This is a genomic window from Flavobacterium sp. NRK1 (genome assembly GCF_024054175.1).
GTDB lineage: Bacteria > Bacteroidota > Bacteroidia > Flavobacteriales > Flavobacteriaceae > Flavobacterium.
The window spans coordinates 326,213-348,398 of the sequence record NZ_JAMXLA010000001.1 but is presented as its reverse complement, the minus strand read 5'-3'; the positions used below and the strand labels follow the sequence as shown (position 1 = coordinate 348,398).

At 35.3% G+C, this 22,186-nt stretch carries 26 protein-coding genes and 1 tRNA gene; 13 read left to right on the top strand and 14 right to left on the bottom strand.

The genetic code is table 11. The annotated features are described in order from the left end of the window. Positions 1 to 210: 210 nt before the first annotated feature. From NHE85_RS01745 to trxB, 3 genes are all read right to left on the bottom strand, one after another. Positions 211 to 585, bottom strand: coding sequence for an iron chaperone (locus NHE85_RS01745; protein ID WP_252809081.1), 375 nt, complete (start codon positions 583 to 585; stop codon positions 211 to 213). Positions 586 to 613: 28 nt separating this feature from the next. Then, positions 614 to 1,078, bottom strand: a complete 465-nt coding sequence (locus NHE85_RS01740) for a VOC family protein (protein WP_252809080.1) — start codon at positions 1,076 to 1,078, stop codon at positions 614 to 616. A 153-nt stretch (positions 1,079 to 1,231) separates the two neighbouring features. Then, entirely contained in the window at positions 1,232 to 2,185 is a 954-nt protein-coding gene (trxB, locus tag NHE85_RS01735) for a thioredoxin-disulfide reductase (protein WP_252809078.1), read from the bottom strand. Between the two features lie 168 nt (positions 2,186 to 2,353). Between trxB and NHE85_RS01730 the strand changes: the two genes are divergently transcribed. Next, positions 2,354 to 2,428: transfer RNA gene (locus NHE85_RS01730), tRNA-Pro, on the top strand. Between the two features lie 120 nt (positions 2,429 to 2,548). On the opposite strand, the gene NHE85_RS01725 is transcribed toward NHE85_RS01730, so the two are convergent. Further along, positions 2,549 to 3,067 carry a contractile injection system tape measure protein gene (locus NHE85_RS01725; RefSeq protein ID WP_252809077.1) on the bottom strand — a complete coding sequence of 173 codons (519 nt, stop codon included), beginning with the start codon at positions 3,065 to 3,067 and terminating at the stop codon, positions 2,549 to 2,551. 799 nt (positions 3,068 to 3,866) lie between these two features. On the opposite strand from NHE85_RS01725, the gene NHE85_RS01720 reads away from it, so the two are divergent. After that, the gene (locus NHE85_RS01720) at positions 3,867 to 4,184 is read left to right on the top strand and encodes a hypothetical protein (RefSeq protein WP_252809076.1); all 318 of its coding nucleotides are present in this window, start codon (positions 3,867 to 3,869) and stop codon (positions 4,182 to 4,184) included. Continuing rightward, positions 4,184 to 4,690, top strand: a complete 507-nt coding sequence (locus tag NHE85_RS01715) for a DUF2231 domain-containing protein (RefSeq protein ID WP_252809075.1) — start codon at positions 4,184 to 4,186, stop codon at positions 4,688 to 4,690. Before NHE85_RS01720 ends, NHE85_RS01715 begins: the two co-directional genes overlap by 1 nt. 157 nt (positions 4,691 to 4,847) lie before the next feature. Here the strand turns inward: NHE85_RS01715 and NHE85_RS01710 are convergent, their stop codons facing one another. Further along, on the bottom strand, positions 4,848 to 6,059 hold the full coding sequence (locus NHE85_RS01710) for a DUF2254 domain-containing protein (RefSeq protein ID WP_252809074.1): 1,212 nt from the start codon (positions 6,057 to 6,059) through the stop codon (positions 4,848 to 4,850). Between the two features lie 313 nt (positions 6,060 to 6,372). Here NHE85_RS01710 and NHE85_RS01705 point away from each other — a divergent pair, with 313 nt between their 5' ends. Beyond that, positions 6,373 to 7,191, top strand: a complete 819-nt coding sequence (locus NHE85_RS01705; RefSeq protein ID WP_252809073.1) for an alpha/beta fold hydrolase — start codon at positions 6,373 to 6,375, stop codon at positions 7,189 to 7,191. Between the two features lie 66 nt (positions 7,192 to 7,257). On the opposite strand, the gene NHE85_RS01700 is transcribed toward NHE85_RS01705, so the two are convergent. The 8 genes from NHE85_RS01700 to NHE85_RS01665 all read right to left on the bottom strand — a co-directional run bounded on the left by NHE85_RS01700 (position 7,258) and on the right by NHE85_RS01665 (position 13,300). Beyond that, positions 7,258 to 8,094, bottom strand: coding sequence for a GIN domain-containing protein (locus NHE85_RS01700; protein ID WP_252809071.1), 837 nt, complete (start codon positions 8,092 to 8,094; stop codon positions 7,258 to 7,260). Positions 8,095 to 8,178: 84 nt separating this feature from the next. Beyond that, entirely contained in the window at positions 8,179 to 8,664 is a 486-nt protein-coding gene (locus NHE85_RS01695; protein WP_252809069.1) for a nuclear transport factor 2 family protein, read from the bottom strand. A 47-nt stretch (positions 8,665 to 8,711) separates the two neighbouring features. After that, on the bottom strand, positions 8,712 to 9,443 hold the full coding sequence (locus NHE85_RS01690; RefSeq protein ID WP_252809067.1) for a head GIN domain-containing protein: 732 nt from the start codon (positions 9,441 to 9,443) through the stop codon (positions 8,712 to 8,714). Between the two features lie 15 nt (positions 9,444 to 9,458). Beyond that, positions 9,459 to 11,201, bottom strand: coding sequence for a PspC domain-containing protein (locus NHE85_RS01685; protein WP_252809065.1), 1,743 nt, complete (start codon positions 11,199 to 11,201; stop codon positions 9,459 to 9,461). Between the two features lie 2 nt (positions 11,202 to 11,203). Next, positions 11,204 to 11,536: a PadR family transcriptional regulator gene (locus NHE85_RS01680; protein ID WP_114757867.1), complete on the bottom strand. Its 333-nt coding sequence runs from the start codon at positions 11,534 to 11,536 to the stop codon at positions 11,204 to 11,206. A 61-nt stretch (positions 11,537 to 11,597) separates the two neighbouring features. Next, a complete protein-coding gene (locus NHE85_RS01675) occupies positions 11,598 to 12,356 on the bottom strand; it encodes a GIN domain-containing protein (protein WP_252809063.1) in 759 nt (252 codons plus the stop codon). Positions 12,357 to 12,455: 99 nt separating this feature from the next. Next, a complete protein-coding gene (locus tag NHE85_RS01670; protein ID WP_252809061.1) occupies positions 12,456 to 12,848 on the bottom strand; it encodes a hypothetical protein in 393 nt (130 codons plus the stop codon). Next, positions 12,848 to 13,300 carry a DUF4870 domain-containing protein gene (locus NHE85_RS01665; RefSeq protein WP_252809059.1) on the bottom strand — a complete coding sequence of 151 codons (453 nt, stop codon included), beginning with the start codon at positions 13,298 to 13,300 and terminating at the stop codon, positions 12,848 to 12,850. The genes NHE85_RS01670 and NHE85_RS01665 overlap by 1 nt, the downstream gene beginning before the upstream one ends. Before the next feature lie 145 nt (positions 13,301 to 13,445). Here NHE85_RS01665 and NHE85_RS01660 point away from each other — a divergent pair, with 145 nt between their 5' ends. Both NHE85_RS01660 and NHE85_RS01655 read left to right on the top strand, forming a co-directional pair. Then, entirely contained in the window at positions 13,446 to 13,898 is a 453-nt protein-coding gene (locus NHE85_RS01660; RefSeq protein WP_252809057.1) for a DUF4442 domain-containing protein, read from the top strand. 70 nt (positions 13,899 to 13,968) lie between these two features. After that, positions 13,969 to 14,874, top strand: coding sequence for a TIGR01777 family oxidoreductase (locus tag NHE85_RS01655; protein WP_252809055.1), 906 nt, complete (start codon positions 13,969 to 13,971; stop codon positions 14,872 to 14,874). A gap of 15 nt (positions 14,875 to 14,889) precedes the next feature. On the opposite strand, the gene NHE85_RS01650 is transcribed toward NHE85_RS01655, so the two are convergent. Continuing rightward, positions 14,890 to 15,570: a YceI family protein gene (locus NHE85_RS01650; protein WP_252809053.1), complete on the bottom strand. Its 681-nt coding sequence runs from the start codon at positions 15,568 to 15,570 to the stop codon at positions 14,890 to 14,892. A gap of 122 nt (positions 15,571 to 15,692) precedes the next feature. Between NHE85_RS01650 and NHE85_RS01645 the strand changes: the two genes are divergently transcribed. The 7 genes from NHE85_RS01645 (at position 15,693) to NHE85_RS01615 (ending at position 22,185) form a co-directional block, all read left to right on the top strand. After that, entirely contained in the window at positions 15,693 to 16,277 is a 585-nt protein-coding gene (locus NHE85_RS01645) for a nucleotide exchange factor GrpE (protein WP_252809051.1), read from the top strand. A 36-nt stretch (positions 16,278 to 16,313) separates the two neighbouring features. Next, the gene (gene dnaJ / locus NHE85_RS01640) at positions 16,314 to 17,429 is read left to right on the top strand and encodes a molecular chaperone DnaJ (protein ID WP_252809050.1); all 1,116 of its coding nucleotides are present in this window, start codon (positions 16,314 to 16,316) and stop codon (positions 17,427 to 17,429) included. A 204-nt stretch (positions 17,430 to 17,633) separates the two neighbouring features. Beyond that, positions 17,634 to 18,560, top strand: coding sequence for an ABC transporter ATP-binding protein (locus NHE85_RS01635; protein WP_252809048.1), 927 nt, complete (start codon positions 17,634 to 17,636; stop codon positions 18,558 to 18,560). Next, positions 18,557 to 19,855, top strand: a complete 1,299-nt coding sequence (locus NHE85_RS01630; RefSeq protein WP_252813266.1) for an ABC transporter permease — start codon at positions 18,557 to 18,559, stop codon at positions 19,853 to 19,855. Before NHE85_RS01635 ends, NHE85_RS01630 begins: the two co-directional genes overlap by 4 nt. A gap of 117 nt (positions 19,856 to 19,972) precedes the next feature. Beyond that, positions 19,973 to 21,136, top strand: coding sequence for a sigma-54 dependent transcriptional regulator (locus NHE85_RS01625; RefSeq protein ID WP_252809045.1), 1,164 nt, complete (start codon positions 19,973 to 19,975; stop codon positions 21,134 to 21,136). Between the two features lie 158 nt (positions 21,137 to 21,294). Continuing rightward, positions 21,295 to 21,951, top strand: a complete 657-nt coding sequence (locus tag NHE85_RS01620) for a DEAD/DEAH box helicase (protein WP_252809043.1) — start codon at positions 21,295 to 21,297, stop codon at positions 21,949 to 21,951. Between the two features lie 15 nt (positions 21,952 to 21,966). After that, the gene (locus tag NHE85_RS01615) at positions 21,967 to 22,185 is read left to right on the top strand and encodes a putative signal transducing protein (protein WP_252809041.1); all 219 of its coding nucleotides are present in this window, start codon (positions 21,967 to 21,969) and stop codon (positions 22,183 to 22,185) included. Position 22,186 lies beyond the last annotated feature (1 nt).

Below are 22,186 nucleotides of genomic sequence, written 5' to 3'. Positions count from 1 at the left end.
TTTTTTTTTTAAAAAAAATATAATTTTTAAATCCGAAAAAAACAACTCTTCGTATATACCTATAGAACGGATTTTAAAATAACGGGATAATATTAAAAATTCGTCCCCTTAAATCAAATAAGCCATTTAATTAAAGTAAGGTGTGGTTTTATGGCTTCCCCTTCTTTTCCTCCCCGGAAGAGAAGGGTTTTTTTTTGCCATGAAAACGCTTTATTTTTTTACCTTTTTTAAATCGGCTTTTTGTTGATTCTCTTTTATTCTGAATTTTACAATTTTTGTTATAAGGTCTAGAGGCAGGGGTTTGCTGTAAGGAAATTGTATTGAGCCTTTACCTGTTTTATATTGAGATAGTTCTTTCTGAAAAGCTTTATTGCCGGAAGGTAAAGCATAAAAACCTATATGGTTTTTAAAAGCAGCAAAATATACCAAATTGCCATTAAGCTTAAAAGCAGGCATGCCATAGCTAATTGTTTCTTCAGCGTTAATAGCAGCTTTATGTACAGTTATCCGAACCAGTTGTAGTAACTGTTGTATTTCAGATGGAAACGAATCTATGTAAGTATCAATATCTTTAGGTTTGTCCATTTCACAATGATTGTTTTAAGTATCTTTTTTATTTGCTTTTTGCTGCATCTCTAAGTATAGTAAGGTCTAGCTTTTTCATTTGCATTACAGCGGCCATAACTTTATCGGTATTAGCAGCAATTAGGTCGCCAATTTCTTCGGGAACAATCTGCCATGAAATTCCATACGGATCTGCCAGCCATCCGCACATACTTTCCCTGCCGCCGTTAGACGTGAGGTTATTCCAGTAATAATCAATTTCGTCCTGATCTTTGCAGTTTATAACAAAAGAAATGGCTTCACTGTGTGTAAAATGAGGGCCTCCGTTTAATATCATAAAACTTTGTCCTTCAATATCAAATGTAGCTGTCATTACAGAACCTGCCGGCATAGGCATATTTTCTCCGTAATGTGAAACTTCCTTAATTTTTGAGTTTTTAAATATTGAAGTGTAAAAATCAAGAGCCTCTTCAACTCTTCCGTTAAACCAAAGGCATGGTGTTAGTTTTTGCATAATAAATTAGATTTTGTTGTTGTTTGTATAACAAATGTATCTAAACTTATGCTTTTAACAGAGGTGTATACCTGACAATAAAGAGGGTAAATCAGGACATAAAAAAACAGCATTACCAGTAATGCTGTTTTAAATATAATAAGTCTTAAAATATTAATGACTTTCTAATGTAGCTAAATAACGTTCAGCATCTAAGGCAGCCATACATCCTGATCCTGCGGCCGTAATTGCCTGACGGTATTCTTTATCCTGAACATCTCCCGAAGCAAAAACCCCCGGAATGTTAGTTTTTGTAGATTTTCCTTCTGTAATTAAATAGCCTGTCTCGTCCATGGTAAGCTGTCCTTTAAATATGTCGGTATTGGGTTTATGTCCAATGGCTATAAATAGTCCGGTAATGGCAATTTCATGTTTTTCGCCGGTTTTGTTATTTACAATCCTCAGCCCGTCAACTACCTGGTCACCTATAACTTCATCAACTTCACTATTGTAAAGCACTGTAAGATTAGGTGTATTTTCTACACGGTGCTGCATAGCTTTAGAAGCTCTCATAAAATCTTTTCGTACAAGCATGGTAACACTTTTACAAATGTTAGCAAGGTAAGTAGCTTCCTCGGCAGCAGTGTCTCCTGCACCTACTATTGCTACATCCTGATTTCGGTAAAAGAAACCGTCACATACTGCACATGCCGAAACGCCTCCGCCTCTAAGGCGCTGTTCACTTGGTAACCCAAGATATTTTGCAGTAGCCCCGGTAGATATAATTACTGTTTGTGCATGAACTTCTTTATTTCCGTCAATAATAACTTTATGCCATCCTCCCGGTTCTTTGCTAAATTCTACAGCAGTTGCCATACCAATTCTAACCTGAGTACCAAAGCGCTCTGCCTGTTGTTGCAGCTGCACCATCATTGTAGGGCCGTCTATGCCTTCAGGGTATCCGGGAAAATTATCAACTTCTGTAGTTGTTGTAAGTTGTCCCCCAGGTTCCATACCGGTATAAACAACAGGTTTCATATCTGCTCTCGCAGCATAAATTGCTGCAGTATAGCCCGCAGGCCCTGAGCCAATAATTAGGCATTTTATTTTTTCAATCGTATCAGACATAATTTCTTGTGGTCATTAATTTGGTATGCAAATGTAAGTTTTAATTAAAAATATAACTACTCAAAGTTATTAGTTTTGGCTATTGAAAAATAAAATTATCTTATTACTTTGAGATATCAATTTTAATAGTATATTTGCACCGCTCAAATGGGTTGTTCTGTTTGATTTCGGGGTGTAGCGTAGCCCGGTCATCGCGCCTGGTTTGGGACCAGGAGGTCGCAGGTTCGAATCCTGCCACCCCGACTTAAAAGTCTTTATGACTTTTATGGCCCGCAAATACTTAGTATTTGTGGGCTTTTTTTTAAGCCTGAAATGAAAGCCGGATTATAACAGGATTTTTGTGAATAATAAGTACATCTCCGATTAATACTGCCAATTAACATATAAGGGCTTGTTCATCCAGGGAAACTTAACAATTGAAAATGTAAAAGGTGAACGGTTAAGTAGCATATCATACGCTCTTTTTTCTACAACTAGTTCCCAGCGTTCCTCATTTTCTATTATAAATCCATCCCTTACAAGCCAGTTGCCTCTAAAACCGTTAACAGAAGTCTGCCCAATTGAGGGCCAATAATTAACCGTAGCTTTTAATAGGCCTTCCACCAGTTCTTTTTCAGTACTGGTTACTTCAATGCTTTCTTTTATGGGTTCATTCATAGCTAAGCCGCATAAAACCTTATTCAAGGGTAATAAATAGTCATCATTAATTTGCTGTCCGGTAACTAAGTATTGCAAATATAAAGCAGCTTTTTCACGGCTTTCATTGTCTTTAAATTGTTTACCTACAGTTAAATCGAGCCGTGTAAAAAGAGAAGGTATAAAGCTAGTTATTATTACAATCCCTGCATTTTTAACAATAGTTGTAGATTGAGAATTATCCATATAAACTTTCGTAAAGTTAAAAGGCTAAAGTAGTGCTTATACAATTGTCTCTGGTAAGTAAATCTACCTGTTTTGCGCTATCATCTGTATATAGGCAGGCTATATCGACATTACATATTAATTCACGATTATAATATTACCTACACTCAATTTGAAGGTGCCGCAATGGTAACAATGGAGTTTAAAGCGCATATCTCACTTAAAAGATAATCCATTACACACGAGACATTTTTGGTTGAAAGTCCTGTTCACACTTACAAAGTGGCATGATTATATTTAGAATGTAAATGTTATTTTTTATAAAACATTTTTGTTTGTTTTCTTAAACGGGCTTACTTTTGGTAAATGCGTATTTTACAAATATATATACTCATTTTTTTAGTAAGCCTTAATAATTACTGTTTTCAGCAGGTATTAAGGTTGCCTTTGCTTTGTCAACACTTCTCAGAACACAAACAGGCCGATGATACGCTTGATGTTTATAATTTTTTGGCTATGCATTATTTAGGTAATGATATAGATGATAAAGATCAGAAAAAAGATAATGAATTGCCATTTAAACATACTGACTCTCATTCTTTTCAGTTTATTTTTTTACCTGGTGATATAATAGGATCCTTTAATTTTATCACGCAGATGATATCTCATAAAAGTATACGCCAGCCAAAGCAGCTTTGCTCTATTGTCCACCATAACTTACTACTAAGGCCTCCTCGATACTAAATCCATTGCCTTAACTATATTTTACTATCCTTTCCAAAGGAATAACACATTCGTTTATTAATTTAATTTATATATCATGAAAAAAGCAATTGCAATTTTTGCCTTTGCAGGTTTGTCATTATTAACATCCTGCGGAGAAAACAAAGACACAGACATCGTACCATCTGGAACTTATCAGGGTAAGGCCGAAGAGGTTGATGCCGATGAAAAGGAAATTTATGTGCGTACACCCGACGATAAGCTCCTCGAGCTTTATTTTACAGATCAAACCACACTTACAAAAGATGGTGCTGCTGTAGAATTTGATCAGCTCCATGAGGGAGGTAATGTAGAGGTTAAAGTTGAGAAAAAGGGTAATAAACTGGAACCCTTAGCTGTAACTATACTGGACTAATGAATAATACAACCTCTATGTGGCAGACTGAACTATGGCATCCGCTTATAGTCCATTTGCCAGTGGCAACCCTGCTGCTTGCTTCGGTAGCAGGGTTGTTTTCATATACAGTATCTAATGCCGAATGGCGCAAGTTTATGCGCCGTTTTACAGGGGCTCTCCTCCTCATCGGCGTGGTAACCGGATGGGCCGCAATTTACACAGGACAGCTAGCTTATAATATAGAAGTAAGAAAAATTTGTGACCCCAAAATGCTTCAGCAGCATCAGTGGTGGAGTTATTTTACTATAATAGCTTATACTGTTGCCTTGGTGCTCCTGTTTTTGCAGGAACGGTTCGGCAGCAAGTCAATAACAAAAGTTATTTCCGTTTTCTATGGCTTATTACTTATGACAGGGCTTGCTGGTTTATTGTATGCGGGACATTTAGGTGCTGAAGTAGTTTATCGCCAGGGAGCAGGTGTTTTTAAACCAAAAAATGACTGTTCTGATTACATTGTAAAATAATAGAAAGTCAAAAAAAGTAAAAACTTTATTTTTCTGAATGCTACCGCTTGCATATATATAGGGTACACTTGAGTTTTAGGTAATTCCTAAAAATTAGTATATATAATTCTTATAAAAGTATAGCTGCCTAAACGCAGCTATACTTTTATGCTTTATTTTATGCTCCCATTTTAAAAATGAAATTATTAAATAAGTCAGTATATTTTTTTTGAGTGTCTCTTTCCTGTAATTGTTTAACTGTCATTATCATTGCATCTCTAATGTATTTATCTTCTTTTCCATAGTTCCATATGGGCAGAAGGCATTCTTCAAAAATATCGGCAAACCCCGATGCCGGACAGTAAATTCTTACTTCACCTTTATTATCACATATAGTCTGAGGTATATTAATATACATACGCTCGGCTAGTATAGTAGATAATGCATTTAAGCTCATTACCGCAGTTGCAGGGTCATTTATACCCGGGCTAAGGGCTTTAATGGCTACTTCTGCAAGCTGCATGCAGCCGTAATCGGCATTTCGGTTTATAGGCTGGCCTTTATAAAAATCAATATGACTGTATATTTCATCTATAATATCCTGTTCAAGGGTATGGGTATTATGAACTTTAAGAAAGAAAATATCTTTTACCAGATAAGTATTTCTTTTGTACATAAAATTGAAATAGATATTGTTCTCAACAGCAATTTTAAGCAAGCTATCCTCGTTCAAACTCTGAAAATAATTTGAAGAAGGTGTTGTTATAGTAATAAATGGAAGATTGCCTGCAGAAAAAGATTCAACTTTCTCTTGTTTAAAGGTTTTAGAGATAGTATCCAGTGTTTTTCCCTCAATACGATCTATAACTGTTTCATACTTCACAGTTTTGGTAACATAATCCAAAAAATAAATAAACAAAAAAATATCAATTACTGTAAAAAAAATGAGTACATATATACTTAAGGAAGGAACATATATTCCCTTATTAGTATCACGTATTGTGCTTAATAAAAAAAGCCCGTAAACAATTGTACCAATATATACCCCAAGTATCACCTGCTGAAATCTGTTTTGTATCATGCTGGTAAGCACCCTATTACTCATTTGAGATGCTGCCTGGTTAAGTACTATCATCACCATTGAAAAACTAAATACAGTAAGTGAAAGCACAGCAGCTGCAATAGTTGCAATAATTGTTCTGGCTGTACTTGCATCTCTAAGACTGAGCCATCCCGCATTTGATTTTAAGTGCTTTCCGAATTCTGAAAAATCAATCTCAAGCATTCCCCATGTAAGTAAAAGGTAGCCTACAGCAATAACACCGGGTATAAAGGCTATGCTCGTTATTATTTTTGCATAATAAATCCTAAAAAGCTTGTTCAAATTCATATAACTAATAATATATATTATATAATACGTATCTACTGTATTTTTTTAAACTCTCAATTTACAATAAAACTATGATTAATAGGCCTAATTAACTTTTAAAGTATTTAAAATGCTGTTGAGGTCAAAGTGTATTAGGTTTTGTCTAAAAAAAAGAGACAATAAAATATAAAACTACGATATATCGTAAGTATAAATGCTTAGTTTTAAGTTTAAGTTATTGATTTGTAGTGATTTGTTGTTGTGGTTTTAAAATTGACTACCTTAGAGTAAGATAACCATCTTTCTAAAATTATTAATTTTAAAACTTAAAAAAATGAGCAAATTTACAGTAAAAGACGGAACCGAAATTTATTACAAAGACTGGGGAACTGGACAACCTATTGTTTTTCATCATGGATGGCCTTTGTCTGGTGATGACTGGGATGCACAAATGATGTTTTTCCTAAAAAAAGGCTATAGGGTTATTGCGCATGACCGAAGAGGACATGGCCGTTCAGGACAAAGTTCTGAGGGGAATACTATGGAAACTTATGCAGCTGATATTGCAGAATTAACTGCTGCTTTAAATTTAAAGGATGCAATCCATATTGGGCACTCAACAGGCGGGGGAGAAGCTATTCGCTATGCAGCTAAATACGGAAATGACCGTGTTGCAAAGGTAGTAATCATTAGTGCAGTAACGCCTATTATGATTCAGAGTGAAAATAATCCGGAAGGTGTACCATTATCAATTTTTGATGAAATAAGACAAGGAACCGGGTTTAAAAGGGCAGATTATTATTATGATTTTCCTATTCCTTTTTACGGATGGAATCGCGAAGGAAAAGAAATCGTTGAGGGAATAAGGCATAACTGGTGGCGCCAGGGGATGATGGGTTCTGTGTTGGCACATTATGAAGGCATAAAAGCTTTTTCTGAGTCAGATTTTACAGAAGACCTTAAAAGTTTAGACATTCCTGTTCTTGTTATGCATGGTGAAGATGATCAGATCGTTCCTTATCACCAGGCTCCTAAAGCAGCAAAGCTTTTAAAAAATAGTAAGCTTATTTCTTATCCGGGCTTCCCTCACGGTATGCCGACTACTGAGGCAGAAACTATAAATGAAGATATACTGGCATTTATTCAGTCATAATAAATATATAGTTTAACTAAAAATGGCTGCCAGATTTGGCAGCCATTTTATTTACTAAGTTATTGTTTACATTTCCTTTTTATAAATAATGGCACTATCAGCAAAATTTGTAACTTCTATTTTTGGTTTTCCAAAAAGCTCAATTTCAGCTTTGCCAGATGCCGCTATAGTTATTGTTTCTGCGGCATTAACGTTGCAGGTAGTGTATCCCTCGGCGGTAAGCTGCATGCTTTTTGCAGTAAATTTTTTACCTGTAAATGTAGCATTGTTGTCAACCCGTACTGTTGCCTGAGCAGCATCGCCTTCTATTTCGGCAGTTGTTTTTTGGTATAAATCTATTTTAGCCGATTGTCCCGCAGCTATAAGGGCTTTGAGTTCTGCATTTTTACTTAATTCAACAGTAATAGTATCTCCCTGATAGTTTAACTGGGTTTCTGTTTTATCATTCATGATAAGTGTAAAGTTGGCAGATTTTACATTTAGATAGGATTTAGAATAATCCAGATTTTTTATAGTTATATTTTCCAGTTGAAGATCGGCAAGTGAATTAAGTATAACTTCATTTTTAGCAGTTATGCTTTTTAAATTTTCTGTATAAGTAACACGTACACTGAATTTTTTGGAAGAGGTAACATTTTTATTGGTATAAAGGCGCAATGTTGTGCCATTCACTTCACTTACAATTACATCGTGTAAATTATCATCAGCTTCAATTTCTAAACTTGCTGCAGCTCCTTTAATTAAAAATATCTCAATGTTATCTTCAACTTCCAGACTATCAAAAGTTTCAATTTCTTTTTGGGTAACCGTAACAATTTTGCTGCCCTTTATCTTTTCCTTTTTTTGTGCAAATGTAAAAACAGTAAAAAGCAGGGTAAATAGTAGCAGAAGAATTTTTTTCATTTTGTAGTAGTCATTATTGGTTAAGGCAAATATATAAAAAAACACCAGCGGGGCTGATGTTTTATAACTATTGGCTTGGTTTTTTTATTCTGCTGCATGATGGTTGTAACTCAGTACACGGGCCATTTTCCAATAGCCATCTTTAAGCAGCCATACATGGGTAAATTTTGCTGTTCCTGTCTTTTTCTCTATGCCGTTGTTTACTATGTAAAAGTCATGATCGCCTGTTAATATGGCACCATATCCCTCCAGTGGATAAACTTTTAAAGTTCCCGCTACAGGCTTGCGTAATATTTTCCCATCGGGATTGTTGCAAATATTTTTACGGGTTGCTTCCAAGAAAGGAGCTATGCCTTTGCTAAAACCTCCTTTGTCATGGTAAAACTCAAGATCATCAGTAAAGTAATTTTTAAACTTGTCCAGATTACACGTATTGAAACAAATGAAAGCTTCACTGTCTAATGACAGTATTTTATTTTCCAACGCCTTTTCTGATAGAGGATAGGTTTCGTTTTGAGCAAAGCTCATTGTATTGATAAACAATATAGTTGCTAAAAATAAATTTTTCATAACCCGTTTAATTAAAAAGCCTCCAATGACGGAGGCTTTAGTAAATATTATTTTTGAGATACTGAACCTCCTGAACTTTCGTCTTTTTCCAGTTTGTCAGGTGTATTTATGTAATATACATGCCCGCCGCTTGAAGCATCAGCTGATAAATTAAGTGAGGGATTAACAGTTATATGAGCTCCGCTTGAAGCCCCCGATTTTACCTTTTTTGAATTGAGTTTAGCTGCATCAATATTACTTCCGCTCGATGCCTTGGCATTTAGGTAATTTGTAGTGCCCATTAATGTAATGCTGCTTCCACTTGAAGTTTCGCAATCTGCGTGTCCTGAATCAATTTTCGCTTCTATAAAGCTTCCGCTGCTGGCATCAATTTTAAGTTTATCAGATTTTATTGTACCCTTAGTGTTTACTGAAGATCCGCCTGCAGCTTCAAGTTTTTTTATTTCAGGTAAAACAACAGTTACTTTTTTAGATTCGGCATCGCCTATATTAACATCGGCAGTTATTGTAAGTTCATTGCCTTTTACTGTGGTTTTTATATGTTCCTGCAAATTCTCATCTGCTTCAACTTTTACAGATGTTACATTTCCCTGTTCTATAATTACTTCGAGGCCTCTTCCGGCAGATACAGAATTAAAGGTTTCCGAGGTAGTACGATCCTGTGTAGTAACATTTCCGGTACCGTTAACAACGTTAAAATCAAATCCGCATGAAAAGCAAAGTACAGAAACCACTACTGCAATTACTACTTTGGCTAGCTGAACAACAATTTTTACCATGATTAATATATTTAGTTATTTTCTTCTTTTAGTTGTAATACTTAAGCTGTCAACATTTACATGAAGGTTAACATCTTCTCCTGAAATATTAATCTCCCCATTGCCTGAGCCGTTCACCCTCACATGTCCAGGTCCCGGAGTCATTGGAGGTTCAGGCAGCTCATCTTCATTTCCATCTTCTTCAATAGGGCAGTTTAGGCATTTTACCTTATTTGCTTCCATTCTGTAAGTATAACTATCATCATCCCACCACAAGTCGAAGAAAGAATTGTCAGAACTGTCATATTCCTTCACACTGTCATCACATTTAAATTCTGTCCCTTCGGGTAAGTATAAATAAACTTCTACTTCCTGATTACGGAATTTGTTGCCAAGATCTGTAACCAGATAATTGTCTAAAGTTAATGTATTTCCCTCAAATTCAAATCCATATTTTATTTTTTCGGCTCTCATCCTTGCTTCGGTAGACGACCTGCCGTTTGCTATTCTTTCAATTTGAATATAAGGCTTATCTTCATCAGTTTTTAGAATATTAAATGCTATTTTGTTAGAATAAATAACGTCATTACCTAATGAGTCCTGAGTGAATTTAAAATCAGTCCTGCCATATACAGATTTTGAGAAATAATCATTGTATCTGAATTTAATTTGCAGCAATTCATCTTTCGGCAGGTTAATTTCGCTTTTAGATACTGTTTTGCCTTCTTCATTTATTTCTGTAGCCTGATTTATTCCGAAATATATTAGTGATATTACAGATAACAGCCATATAGCCAAAAGTGTAAACTTTGTAATGTTGCCTATAGGTTTTAAGTTGTCTACTAATATTTTAAGTCCTAACAGGAATAATATGAAAAGCGGAATGGCTATAGCAAAAAATGCTGCTGTACCCATTAACCATACAGGAGTTTCTGTATAATTAAAACCTCCTATCCATGGATGCCACATAGAGTTTTTAAGCGATGCTGTAAACAAAAGCGACATAAAAAACACAACCACTACGCCAAGCATTATAGCAGATGAAACAGAAATGAGCGCACCTATAACTTTAGCAAAGCCTTTAAAAAGAGCTGAAAATACTGCACCTATACCACTTCCAAGTTTTTCTGCACCAGATTTTGCATTGGCACCCAGCTTGTCATAATCTACATTTTGCAACTTTCCCGCAATAAGGTCAATTTCCTGCTTTACTTTTTTTTCAATATTAGAAATATTAATGGGTTCTCCTGTCATCTCCAGCTTTTCTGTAGTGGTAACTGCCTTTGGGATAAGTATCCATAGCAGTATGTATATAAATATACTTGAACCAAAAGAAATGAATAATGAAAGGATAAATATTATTCTTATCCATAAAGGGTCTATTCTAAAATAGTGGGCTAAACCTGCACATACGCCGCTTATCATACCTTTTTCACCATCTCTGTAAAACTTTTTGGTTTTAGATGTATATATATAATCCGGTGCATTATAAGTTGTTTTTTCGCCTGTAGTTTCTTCATCTATTCTGTAATCTTCTGGCTGGCCCATCACAGCCATGATCTCTTCTACTTCTTTAGTTCCTACAACCTGCTTGTCGCTTTTTAGCTTTTCAGACAGTAGTTCGGCTATCCTGCTTTCTATATCGCTCATGATCTCGTCTTTTCCGTCTGGGGAAAGTGAGCGCCTTATAGCATCAAAGTAGCGATTTAGCTTTTGGTAGGCATCTTCATCTATATGAAAATAGAACCCTCCTAAATTAATACTAACTGTTTTGTTCATGACTATGCTTTTTGACTGGTTATTATGTTTACTGCATCGGATAGCTCCGTCCAGGTAATGTTTAGTTCTTTTAAAAATTCTCTGCCTTCATCGGTAAGTCCGTAATATTTACGGGGCGGACCCGATGTAGATTCTTCCCAACGGTAGCTGAGCAGTCCATCATTTTTTAATCTTGTAAGCAGCGGATAAACCGTACCCTCTACTACAAGCAGCTTAGCGTTTTTTAGCGTATCCAGAATTTCTGAGGTGTATGCATCTTTTTCTTTTAATACACACAGTATGCAGAATTCCAAAACGCCCTTGCGCATCTGGGCCTTGGTGTTCTCAATATTCATTATTTTTCATATTTTTTGGTTCACTTTCTTTTTTGGCATCTGCCGCATTTTATCCTAAGGCCTAGTTATTTAAGGCTAATTTAAGATTATCTCTTTTTATAGAATACGTATTTTCACCTAAATTCACATCTGCAGGTTCACCAAAATAAGTTATTGATGATGAGTTATCTGTATTAGCAGTTATAGACTTATTCGTGTTTATAAAAGCTGTTGATGCATTAATGGTTTTTACATTGGCATTGTTACTTATAAATTTTCCTGCCAGTAAAGATCCGCTATTACAAAAAACAATTGAAGAGTCAGTATTTCCGGTAACTTTTATACTGGCACCACCTGTTACAATAGCTTCAAATTCTGTAGTTTTAATAATGCCTCTAAACATAGAGCCCGATTCAGCCTTAATTTTGCATTTATTTAAGCATTGCGCTTCTCCGGCAAATGATGCTCCTGTATTTAGTTTTACCGTAAGCTCATTTAAAACCAGTTTTCCCTGTATTTTAATATAAGAACCTGTACTAACTTTAAAATCTGTTACGTTTTTTGCAGATACATATACTTTGGCATGTCCCTGAATTATTTTTTTATTGTTTTCTTTCATATAAACTTTTAGCACACCTCTTTTATATTCTGTAACAATATTTTCAAGGTTATCATCTGTTTCTACCTTTAACCCTGTTGATGTACTTTGTGAAAAAATAACTTCTATTCCATTTTGTACTTCAAGTGCTGTAAAGTCTTCACTTTTTCGTGTTTCACTTTTTTGTGCCTGTGTGCTAAAGCCTGTTACTGCCAAAAGCATGGTAATTAATAATTGTTTCATGACTGTTCGTTTTTAATTGATGATTAAACTCTGATTGATTTGATTACTGCTGTGATTAAGAGCAGAGATTGATTGATTGATTGATTGATTGAACTCCGTTTATTTATATTTTTCCTGTACCTTTTTTATATCCCTAATGGCTTCGGCTATAATTTCTTTTCCGGTATCACTGGTGTTAGAAATTTTTCTTCCATTTTGTTCTATTGTAATTGCTAAACCATTATTCTTGTAACTTACTTTTAATTCGGTTTCTTTATTTCTGTATTCTATGAATCCTCCTTTAGTCAGTCCTTTAAAATTTGTACCATCAGCAGTAAAAGAGGCTGTGCCTTCCATTTTAATTTCAATATCGTTTGTAGCATTTTTAGTGATCATTTCTCTTTTAATATCACCTTCTTTGGTAAAAGAGTAACTATATTTTATGTGGCTGTCGTTTGAATTGCAGGATACTAATACAAGAATTAGAAATACTGCTAAAATTATATTTTTCATTACTTAATAAATTTTATGGTTAAAGGAAAATCATAACGCTCCCCGTTATTGCTTTTTACCGATGCATAGAGTATTAAAAAAAGCTCAGCTATTTTTAAACCTATAACTAAACAGCAGGCGATAATTGCAATAAGTACTAATCCTGTTATTTTACCCATTGATAAATGTTCAACTATCCAGTCTTCGTTAGTAGAAACATTTACACTCATTCCGCTAAACAGGGTATAAATAAAAATTGGAGCCGCAATAACAATAAGCAGGAACGAATAAAGAAATAAACTTAACTGAAAATTTATAGCCTGTTTGCCATTATAATCTATAAATTCTGAATCATTTTTTTTAAGGCTCCATATTAAAGCAGGAAATATAAAGTTGCCTAGCGGGAAAAAATATTGTGTTAATGCACTTAACTGCAACAGGGTAGCTGTATTTTTATTTGCTATAGTTTCCATAGTATAGGTTTATGTCTATTAATATTCTATGCAAATATATGTTGATTGAAAGGTATTATGCAATACAAAGTACTAATGTTTAACATATTTTTAACATTTTATTCTTCCGTTATTTATCAGTATTTTAGCTGAAAATCAATACACAATGGAATTTACGCCTTCAGCACTTAATACTTTCCTGTTTTTCAAATTGCCTTCAGCATTTTGGTGTGGAGTCAGAGTTAAACATCTGTCAGATACTTCGTGTACTGCCAAAGTAAAGTATAGATGGTTCAACCAAAACCCTTTTAATTCTATGTATTTTGCAGTACAGGCTATGGCAGCAGAACTTACCACAGGGGCTTTAGTAATGCTTCATATAAAAAAAAGCGGAAGAAAGATATCTATGCTGGTGGCTAATAATAAAGGCAATTTTAGTAAAAAAGCTAAAGGAAGAATAACCTTTATATGTAATGACGGGCACCAGATTGAGGAAGCTATTAACCGTGCTATTGCTACCGGTGAAGGGCAGACCTTTTGGATGAATTCTATAGGTAAGGATGAAGCCGGAGATCAGGTGTCACACATGGAATTTGAATGGAGTATAAAAGTTAAGTAACCATAAATATTAGTTAAACCTTTCATTTATTACATTGTGATTTTTAAATTTGAGCAATAAACAAAAAGGTATGAAAATTTTAATTACGGGAGCAACAGGTCTTGTAGGTACAGAACTCGTATCGTTACTCTTAAAAAATGGTTATTTTATTCATTACCTGACTACCTCTAAAAATAAACTTCAAAACGAGCCCAACTATAAAGGTTTTTACTGGAATCCTGAAGCCGGCGATATTGACGAAAATTGTCTGGATGATGTTGATGTTATTATAAATCTGGCGGGTGCTCCTATTGCTAAACGCTGGACAGAAGCATATAAAAAAGAGATTATAGAAAGCAGGGTTCTTTCTATAGCTGTTCTGCATCAGCTCTTAAAATCTAAAGCTAATAATGTTCACCATTTTATTTCTGCATCAGCTATTGGTATATATCCGGATAGCTTAAGCAAAATATATTCTGAAGAGGAAACTGAATTTGATAATTCTTTCCTGAGCAGGGTTGTACAGAAATGGGAAGAGGAAGCAGATAAAATACAAGAACTTAAAATTAAGGTTTCTAAAGTACGTACAGGCTTGGTACTATCAGGAAAAAGCGGCGTGTTAAAAGAAATCTCTGCTCCGGCTAAATACGGTTTTGCGGCGGCCTTTGGTTCTGGGGATCAAATGCAGTCGTGGATACATCTGGATGATCTTGCAGGTATTTATGCCTATATTTTAAATCATGAGCTTGAAGGAATATATAATGCTGTGGCTCCATATCCGGTTACAAATACTGAATTAGTAAAACAAATAGCTAAAGTATTAGATAAGCCCTATTTTATGCCTAACGTACCAAAATTTGCTATGGAAATAGCATTAGGTGAAATGCATACAATTTTATTTGACAGCCAGAATGTCAGTGCCAAAAAAATTATAAGCCAGGGCTATCAGTTTAAATACCTTTCCTTAGAAAAAGCACTTAAAGCTGAACTTACTTAAATTCTTTAATAGGTTCTACTTATTATTTCTTTTTGCAGTTACGCTTACTTTTAGCTCTATATCATCATGTATATAATGGTCTCCTAAATTTTCAAGGGCACTTTTAGAGTTGTAATTTATATTCCATAATACCCTGTTTATTTTAAAGGTTTCACTGTTTATTACAGCTAAAGTATCGTTAACGCTTATAAAAGCCGGAAAAGCGATATTTTTTGTTATTCCTTTAAGTGTCAGGTTACCTTCAACCATTGTTTTATTATTTTGCTTTATAATACCGGTAATTTCAAACGTTCCTGCGGGATATTTGTTGATATTAAAAAAATGGTCTTCGTTTGCTTTATCGCCCAGACCTTTCAGGTGATTTTCCAGATTTATTTTGTCTTTACCTTCTTTTGGGTCTGTAACGGTAATGCTTTTCATATTAATAGTAAAAGTACCGGTTTCTACAGTATCATTTTTTGCGAAAATTTCTCCTTTGCTAAGGCTAATTGTTCCCATGTGTTTTCCCGTGGGCTTAGAGCCTGTCCAGCTAATTGATGAAGCTATGGTGTCTACAATATATTTTTTGGCAGCAGGTGTAATAGGCTTAGGAGTTTCGGCCTCTGTAATTTTAGCCGGTGCAGCTTTACTTTCACGTTTGCAGGAAATGCCTGTAGCTGCGATAGCAATAACTAACAAAAAGTGTAATGTTTTCATGGTTATGGGAATTAAAATGTAGAGCCAGGAAATAAAAATAATAAAATTAGCAATGACAATTTGACATTTTACAGGTTTTGGCAATACTTTTGCATTTCGCTAAAGCGAACCAAAACAAAATAATGTTTAAGAAATTATTTAAGAATATGAGCCAGGAGAATTCTGAAAACGTAGAAAAAGATTTAACGCAGAACGAATTAGTAAATGAAAATGAAGCAACTGCACAGACTGATGGTGTAGAATCTGCTGAAGAATTATCTGTTGAAGAAAGGCTGGGCGAAGAACTGGCTAAAGAAAAAGATAAGTTTTTACGTCTCTTTGCTGAATTTGAAAATTATAAGAAAAGAACTTCTAAAGAAAGGCTTGAACTTTTTAAAACAGCAAATCAGGAGGTATTGCAGGCTTTATTACCTGTACTGGATGATTTTGACAGGGCAATGACCCAAATTTCAAAATCTGAAGATGAAGTGCTGCTGAAAGGAGTAGAGCTTATTCATAATAAGCTTAAAGATACACTAGTGTCTAAAGGACTGGAGCAGGTTGATCTTAAAGCGGGCGATACTTTTGATGCAGATTTTGCTGAAGCTATAACTCAAATTCCTGCGCCTACAGAAGAGCTAAAAGGGAAAATTGTAGACGTTGTAGAAAAAGGTTATAAACTGGGAGATAAAATTATTCGTTTCCCTAAAGTTGTTATTGGTAATTAATATAAAGCTGTAAGCAATACGGTAAAAACCCGCAAAATGAAGAAAGATTTTTACGAAGTACTAGGTATAGATAAAAATGCCAGTGCCGAACAGATAAAAAAAGCATACCGAAAGAAGGCCATAGAATATCACCCTGATAAAAATCCGGGAAATAAAGAAGCTGAAGAAAACTTTAAAGCTGCTGCTGAAGCATATGAAATACTTAGCGACCCTGATAAAAGGGCACGTTATGACCAATATGGTTCTGCTGCATTTGATGGAACAGGAGGCTTTAGCGGAGGCGGCATGAATATGGATGATATTTTCAGCCAGTTTGGGGATATTTTTGGTGGTGCATTTGGCGGAGGCTTTGGCGGCTTCGGCAGTGGCGGAGGTCAGCGCAGAATGAAAGGAAGCAACCTTAGAATTAAGGTTAAGCTTACACTTGAAGAAATAGCCAACGGTGTAGAGAAAAAAGTAAAAGTTAAAAGAAAGATACAGGCTAAAGGTGTTACTTTTAAAACCTGCCCTACCTGTAATGGTGCCGGTCAGGTAATGAAAGTGACCAATACTATTTTGGGAAGAATGCAAACTGCCGCTACATGCCATACTTGCGGAGGTACAGGTCAGATCATAGAATCAAAACCTAATCATGCCGATGCACAGGGTATGGTAATGGAAGATGAAACTGTATCAATAAAAATACCTGCAGGAGTTGTAGATGGTATGCAGCTTAAAGTTACCGGAAAAGGTAATGATGCTCCGGGTAATAATAGCATACCGGGCGATCTTATTGTTGCGATTGAAGAGGTTGAACATGAAACACTTAAACGTGAAGGAGAAAATCTTCATCTTGATTTATATATTAGTTTTGCCGAAGCTGCTCTTGGTACATCAAGGGATATTGAGACTGTAAGCGGTAAAGTGAGGATAAAACTTGAAGAAGGAATACAATCGGGCAAAATATTAAGGCTGAAAGGTAAGGGTATCCCTAGTATAAACTCATACGGTAACGGAGACTTGCTTGTGCATGTAAATGTTTGGACTCCAAAGACTTTGAATAAAGAGCAACGACATTTTTTTGAGAAATCACTTACAGATGAAAACTTTATTCCGCACCCTGAAAAGTCGGATAAATCTTTTTTTGAAAAAGTTAAGGATATGTTTTCATAATTTAAGATAATTTTATATATTTGGATTTCACTATTCAAATAGTGAATTTTTCTTTTTCATAGCAATTTTTCCCATCCTTATGCAAATAAGGGTGGGTTTTTGCTTTATAAGCATTTGATTTCTTTTAAAAATACTTAAAATGCTTTATAATCTATATTATCTACATCTTATTCTTTACTTTTACATTCTCAATCAAAATTTTGAATGGAACCAATTCTTGAAGTAAAGAATGTTGTTAAGCAATATGGCAATTATACAGCTCTTAACAGCGTTTCGTTAAAAGTGCCGCGTGGCAGTATTTATGGGCTTTTAGGCCCTAACGGAGCGGGGAAAACCTCCCTGATACGAATCATAAACCAAATAACAATGCCGGATAGTGGGGAAGTTTTACTTGATGGTGAAAAGCTTAACCCCGCACATATAGCAAATATTGGTTATATGCCTGAAGAAAGGGGGCTTTATAAAAGCATGAAGGTAGGCGAGCAGGCCCTATATCTTGCACAACTTAAAGGACTTTCTAAAAAAGAAGCGAAAGAGCAGCTGGATTACTGGTTTGACAGACTGGAAATAAAAGGCTGGTGGAATAAAAAAATACAGGAGCTGTCTAAAGGAATGGCTCAAAAAATACAGTTTGTTGTTACTGTACTTCACCAACCCAAGCTGCTGATTTTTGATGAGCCTTTTAGCGGTTTCGATCCGGTAAATGCAAATCTTATAAAAGATGAGATACTGGCACTTCGGGATAAAGGCACTACCATCATATTTTCTACCCACAGAATGGAAAGTGTTGAGGAAATGTGTGATCATATTGCACTTATACATCAGTCAAACAAGCTTATTGAAGGGGAGCTTAATGAGGTTAAAAGAGAATATCGTACCAATACTTTTGAAGTAGGTGTAGTAACAGGTAATAATCATCAGTTAAGTGGCGAATTAAGTCAGAAGTATGAGGTAGCTCCGGCAAATTTTAAAACGCTTGATGACGAATTAAAGCTCCAGATTACTCTCCCTCAAGGTGTAACTTCACGAGAGTTATTAAATGACCTTGTTCAAAGGGGTGATGTAACTTATTTTGTTGAGAAAATACCAAGTGTAAACGATATATTCATTCAAACTGTAAGCAAAAGATAATGAGCCTATCCTTAATTATAAAACGGGAATTTAACGCAAAAGTGCGTAATAAGTCGTTTATCGTAATGACATTTCTTAGCCCATTGCTGTTTACGGCTATGGCTGTGCTTGTAGGCTATCTGGCAAGTGTTAATGATGATGATGTTATTAAAGTGGCTATTCATGACCAGTCAGGATTACTTGAACCCGATTTTAAAGATTCTAAAAAAATAGAATATGTAAATCTTTCACAAATGTCTTTAGCTGTTGCTAAAGAAAAAGCGGCTGAAAGCTATGAGGGCCTTATTTATGTGCCTTCTGTATCAAACCCGGCAGAGCTTGTGAATAAAGTAGAATACATATCTAACGAAAGCCCTTCAATGGATTTTATAGAAGGCATGGAAGATGTGGTAAATGATAAATTGTTTAAATACAACCTTGAAAAAGCCGATATTAATTTTGAACAGATAGAGAAAGCTAAAACTAAAGCCGATATTCATTTGAGTAAATTTTCGGGAGAAGAAAGCCTTAAATGGTTTAATGCTATTAAAATAGCTATAGGCTTTGCTTTCGGTTACCTTATCATGATGTTCATAATTATTTATGGTAATATGGTTATGCGAAGTGTTATAGAAGAAAAGACAAATCGTATTATAGAGATTATTATTTCTTCGGTTAAGCCTTTTAAACTTATGATGGGTAAAATTATAGGAACTTCAATGGCAGGTATATTGCAGTTCTTAATATGGGCCGTATTAGGATCGGCACTTATTTTTATAGCGAGCAGCGCTCTCGGTCTTAAAATGGATAGTGGTGTAATTACTCCCGAAATGATTGAAGCCGGCCAAAATTCTGTAAGCGAATGGCAGCGTTATATACCTGAATTATTAACGCTTCCGTGGGCAACAATGCTTATTTCATTTCTGGTATTTTTTATTGGCGGATTTTTTCTTTACAGCTCAATATATGCTTCTATAGGTGCTGCTGTAGATAGTGAAACAGATTCACAACAATTTCTGCTGCCTATTATCCTTCCTTTAATGCTTGGGGTATACGTAGGTTTCTTTACAGTAATTAACGATCCTCACGGTACTGTTGCAACTGTTTTCTCACTTATACCGCTTACATCGCCAATAGTAATGATGATGCGCCTTCCGTTTGGCGTGCCGTTATGGCAACTTATTCTTTCTGTTGCAATATTGTTTACTACTTTTTTCCTTGTAGTTTGGTTTGCATCAAAAATATACCGCATAGGTATACTTATGTATGGCAAAAAACCAACTTATAAAGAAATATTCAAGTGGCTTAAATATTAGTTTGCAGCTATAAGTTCACAGTTAGTTATTTGTTAATAGCTATGTGTATTTAAGTATAAAGCAATATATTTATAGATAACAGGTTGTAGCAACAGTCAAAAAAAATCGATACAAAATATGTCTAAGATATTAATAATAGAAGACGAAGCCGCTATTCGCAGGGTATTGGGTAAAATATTATCTGAAGAAAATGATGCTTATAAAGTTGAAGAAGCCGAAGACGGGCTGCAGGGCCTTGAAAAAATAAAAAATGAAGACTATGATTTGGTGCTTTGCGATATAAAGATGCCGAAAATGGATGGTGTTGAGGTACTTGAAGCTGTAAAGAAAATCAAGCCCGAAATTCCTTTTGTAATGATATCCGGTCATGGTGATCTTGAAACAGCTATAAATACAATGCGCCTTGGTGCTTTTGATTATATTTCTAAACCACCGGATTTAAACCGCCTTCTTAATACTGTACGTAATGCTCTTGACCGTAAGGTTCTTGTTGTAGAAAACAAGATGCTTAAAAAGAAAGTAAGCAAGAATTATGAAATGATAGGCAACAGCGGACCTATAGACCATATAAAAGAAATTATTGAAAAAGTAGCTCCTACCGATGCACGAGTACTTATTACCGGACCTAACGGAACGGGTAAAGAGCTTGTGGCACACTGGCTGCATGAAAAGAGTGAACGGGCTGCTGCCCCTTTTATAGAAGTTAACTGTGCTGCCATCCCTTCTGAGCTTATTGAAAGCGAATTGTTTGGTCATGTTAAAGGTGCTTTTACAAGTGCGGTTAAAGATCGTGCAGGTAAGTTTGAGGCAGCCGATAAAGGAACAATATTTCTTGATGAAATAGGAGATATGAGTCTGCCTGCTCAGGCAAAGGTATTACGCGCCCTTCAGGAAAACATGATACAAAGGGTAGGTGCAGAAAAAGATATCAAAGTAGATGTGCGTGTGATTGCAGCTACTAATAAAGACCTTAAAAAAGAAATTGCCGATGGTAATTTCCGAGAGGATCTATACCATCGTCTTGCGGTTATACTTGTAAAAGTACCTGCGCTTAATGAGAGAAGAGATGATATTCCGTTGCTTATAAACCATTTTGCCGAAAAGATAGCCGAAGAACAGGGAACTGCATCCAAAAAGTTTTCTGCAGATGCTGTAAAACTGCTGCAGGAATATGATTGGACGGGTAATATAAGAGAACTGCGCAATGTAGTTGAACGCCTTATAATATTAGGAGGCAGTGAAATCAGCGAAAGTGATGTAAAGCTTTTTGCAAGCAAATAATATAAAATTACAATATAGATATTCAGGAAACTGCCCCCGGGTACTTACCGGGGTTTTTCTTTTTCTTTTTGTTACTTTTGTGATCTCTTTTATCAGGAGAGTAGTAGAGTCTGAATACAGAATTTCACGCTGACTTCTGAGTAATATCAATAAAGAATATGTTTTTAAAAAAAATAAATGAAAAGCTTGCACTTGCTTTAGAAGAAGCAGGCATAAATGAGCCTACCGAACTGCAGAAAGAAAGCTGGAGTACCATTAAAAGCGGCGCAGACTGCGTTTTTTTGGCCGATTCAGATTTGGGTAAAACTACCACAATTGTAATTAATGTAATACAGCGCCTTGAGAAAGCTTTTGAAGAATCTCCACGTGCATTGATTATTGTGAAGGATAAAACCAAGGTAGTTGAAATGATGGAGCTTTTCAGAAAGTATGGTAATTATAATAATCTTCGCGTATATGGTGTATACGAGCAGGGTGATATAGATTATGATAAAAACCAAATATCTCTCGGTATAGATGTACTTATTGGAACTGCTGTTAAACTTAACGATATGTTTTCTTCGGCAGGGTTTGACGTAAACCGCCTTAAGATGTTTATTGTAGATGATATTGAAGATCAGCTAAAAGTAAGGATGGAAACTAAGATCGTGAGAATGTCAGACAGTATTGCCAAAACCCAACGCCTGTTTTTTACCGATGTTATTACAGACAGGGTAGAGATACTTGCCGATAAGATAATGGTAGAACCTGTTTTCTTTGAATTTGATGAAGAAGATGAGGAATTTAACGAAGAGGAAGAAACAGATAATAATTAATAAAACGAAACCATTATGGCGTTAGTAAAAGTATTTTCGGGAAGTGAAATTTTAGCACAGTCGCTTAAAGCAAGGATTGAAGGAGTTGGTGTAGCTGTAATTGTAAAGAATAATATACAATCTTCAAATATGGCAGGGTTTGGCTCTTTAGGCCAGGCCGTAGAAGTTTTTATAGACGATAGAGATAAGGAAAAAGCAGCTCAGGCAATTGAAGATTTTAAAATGGGTAACTAAA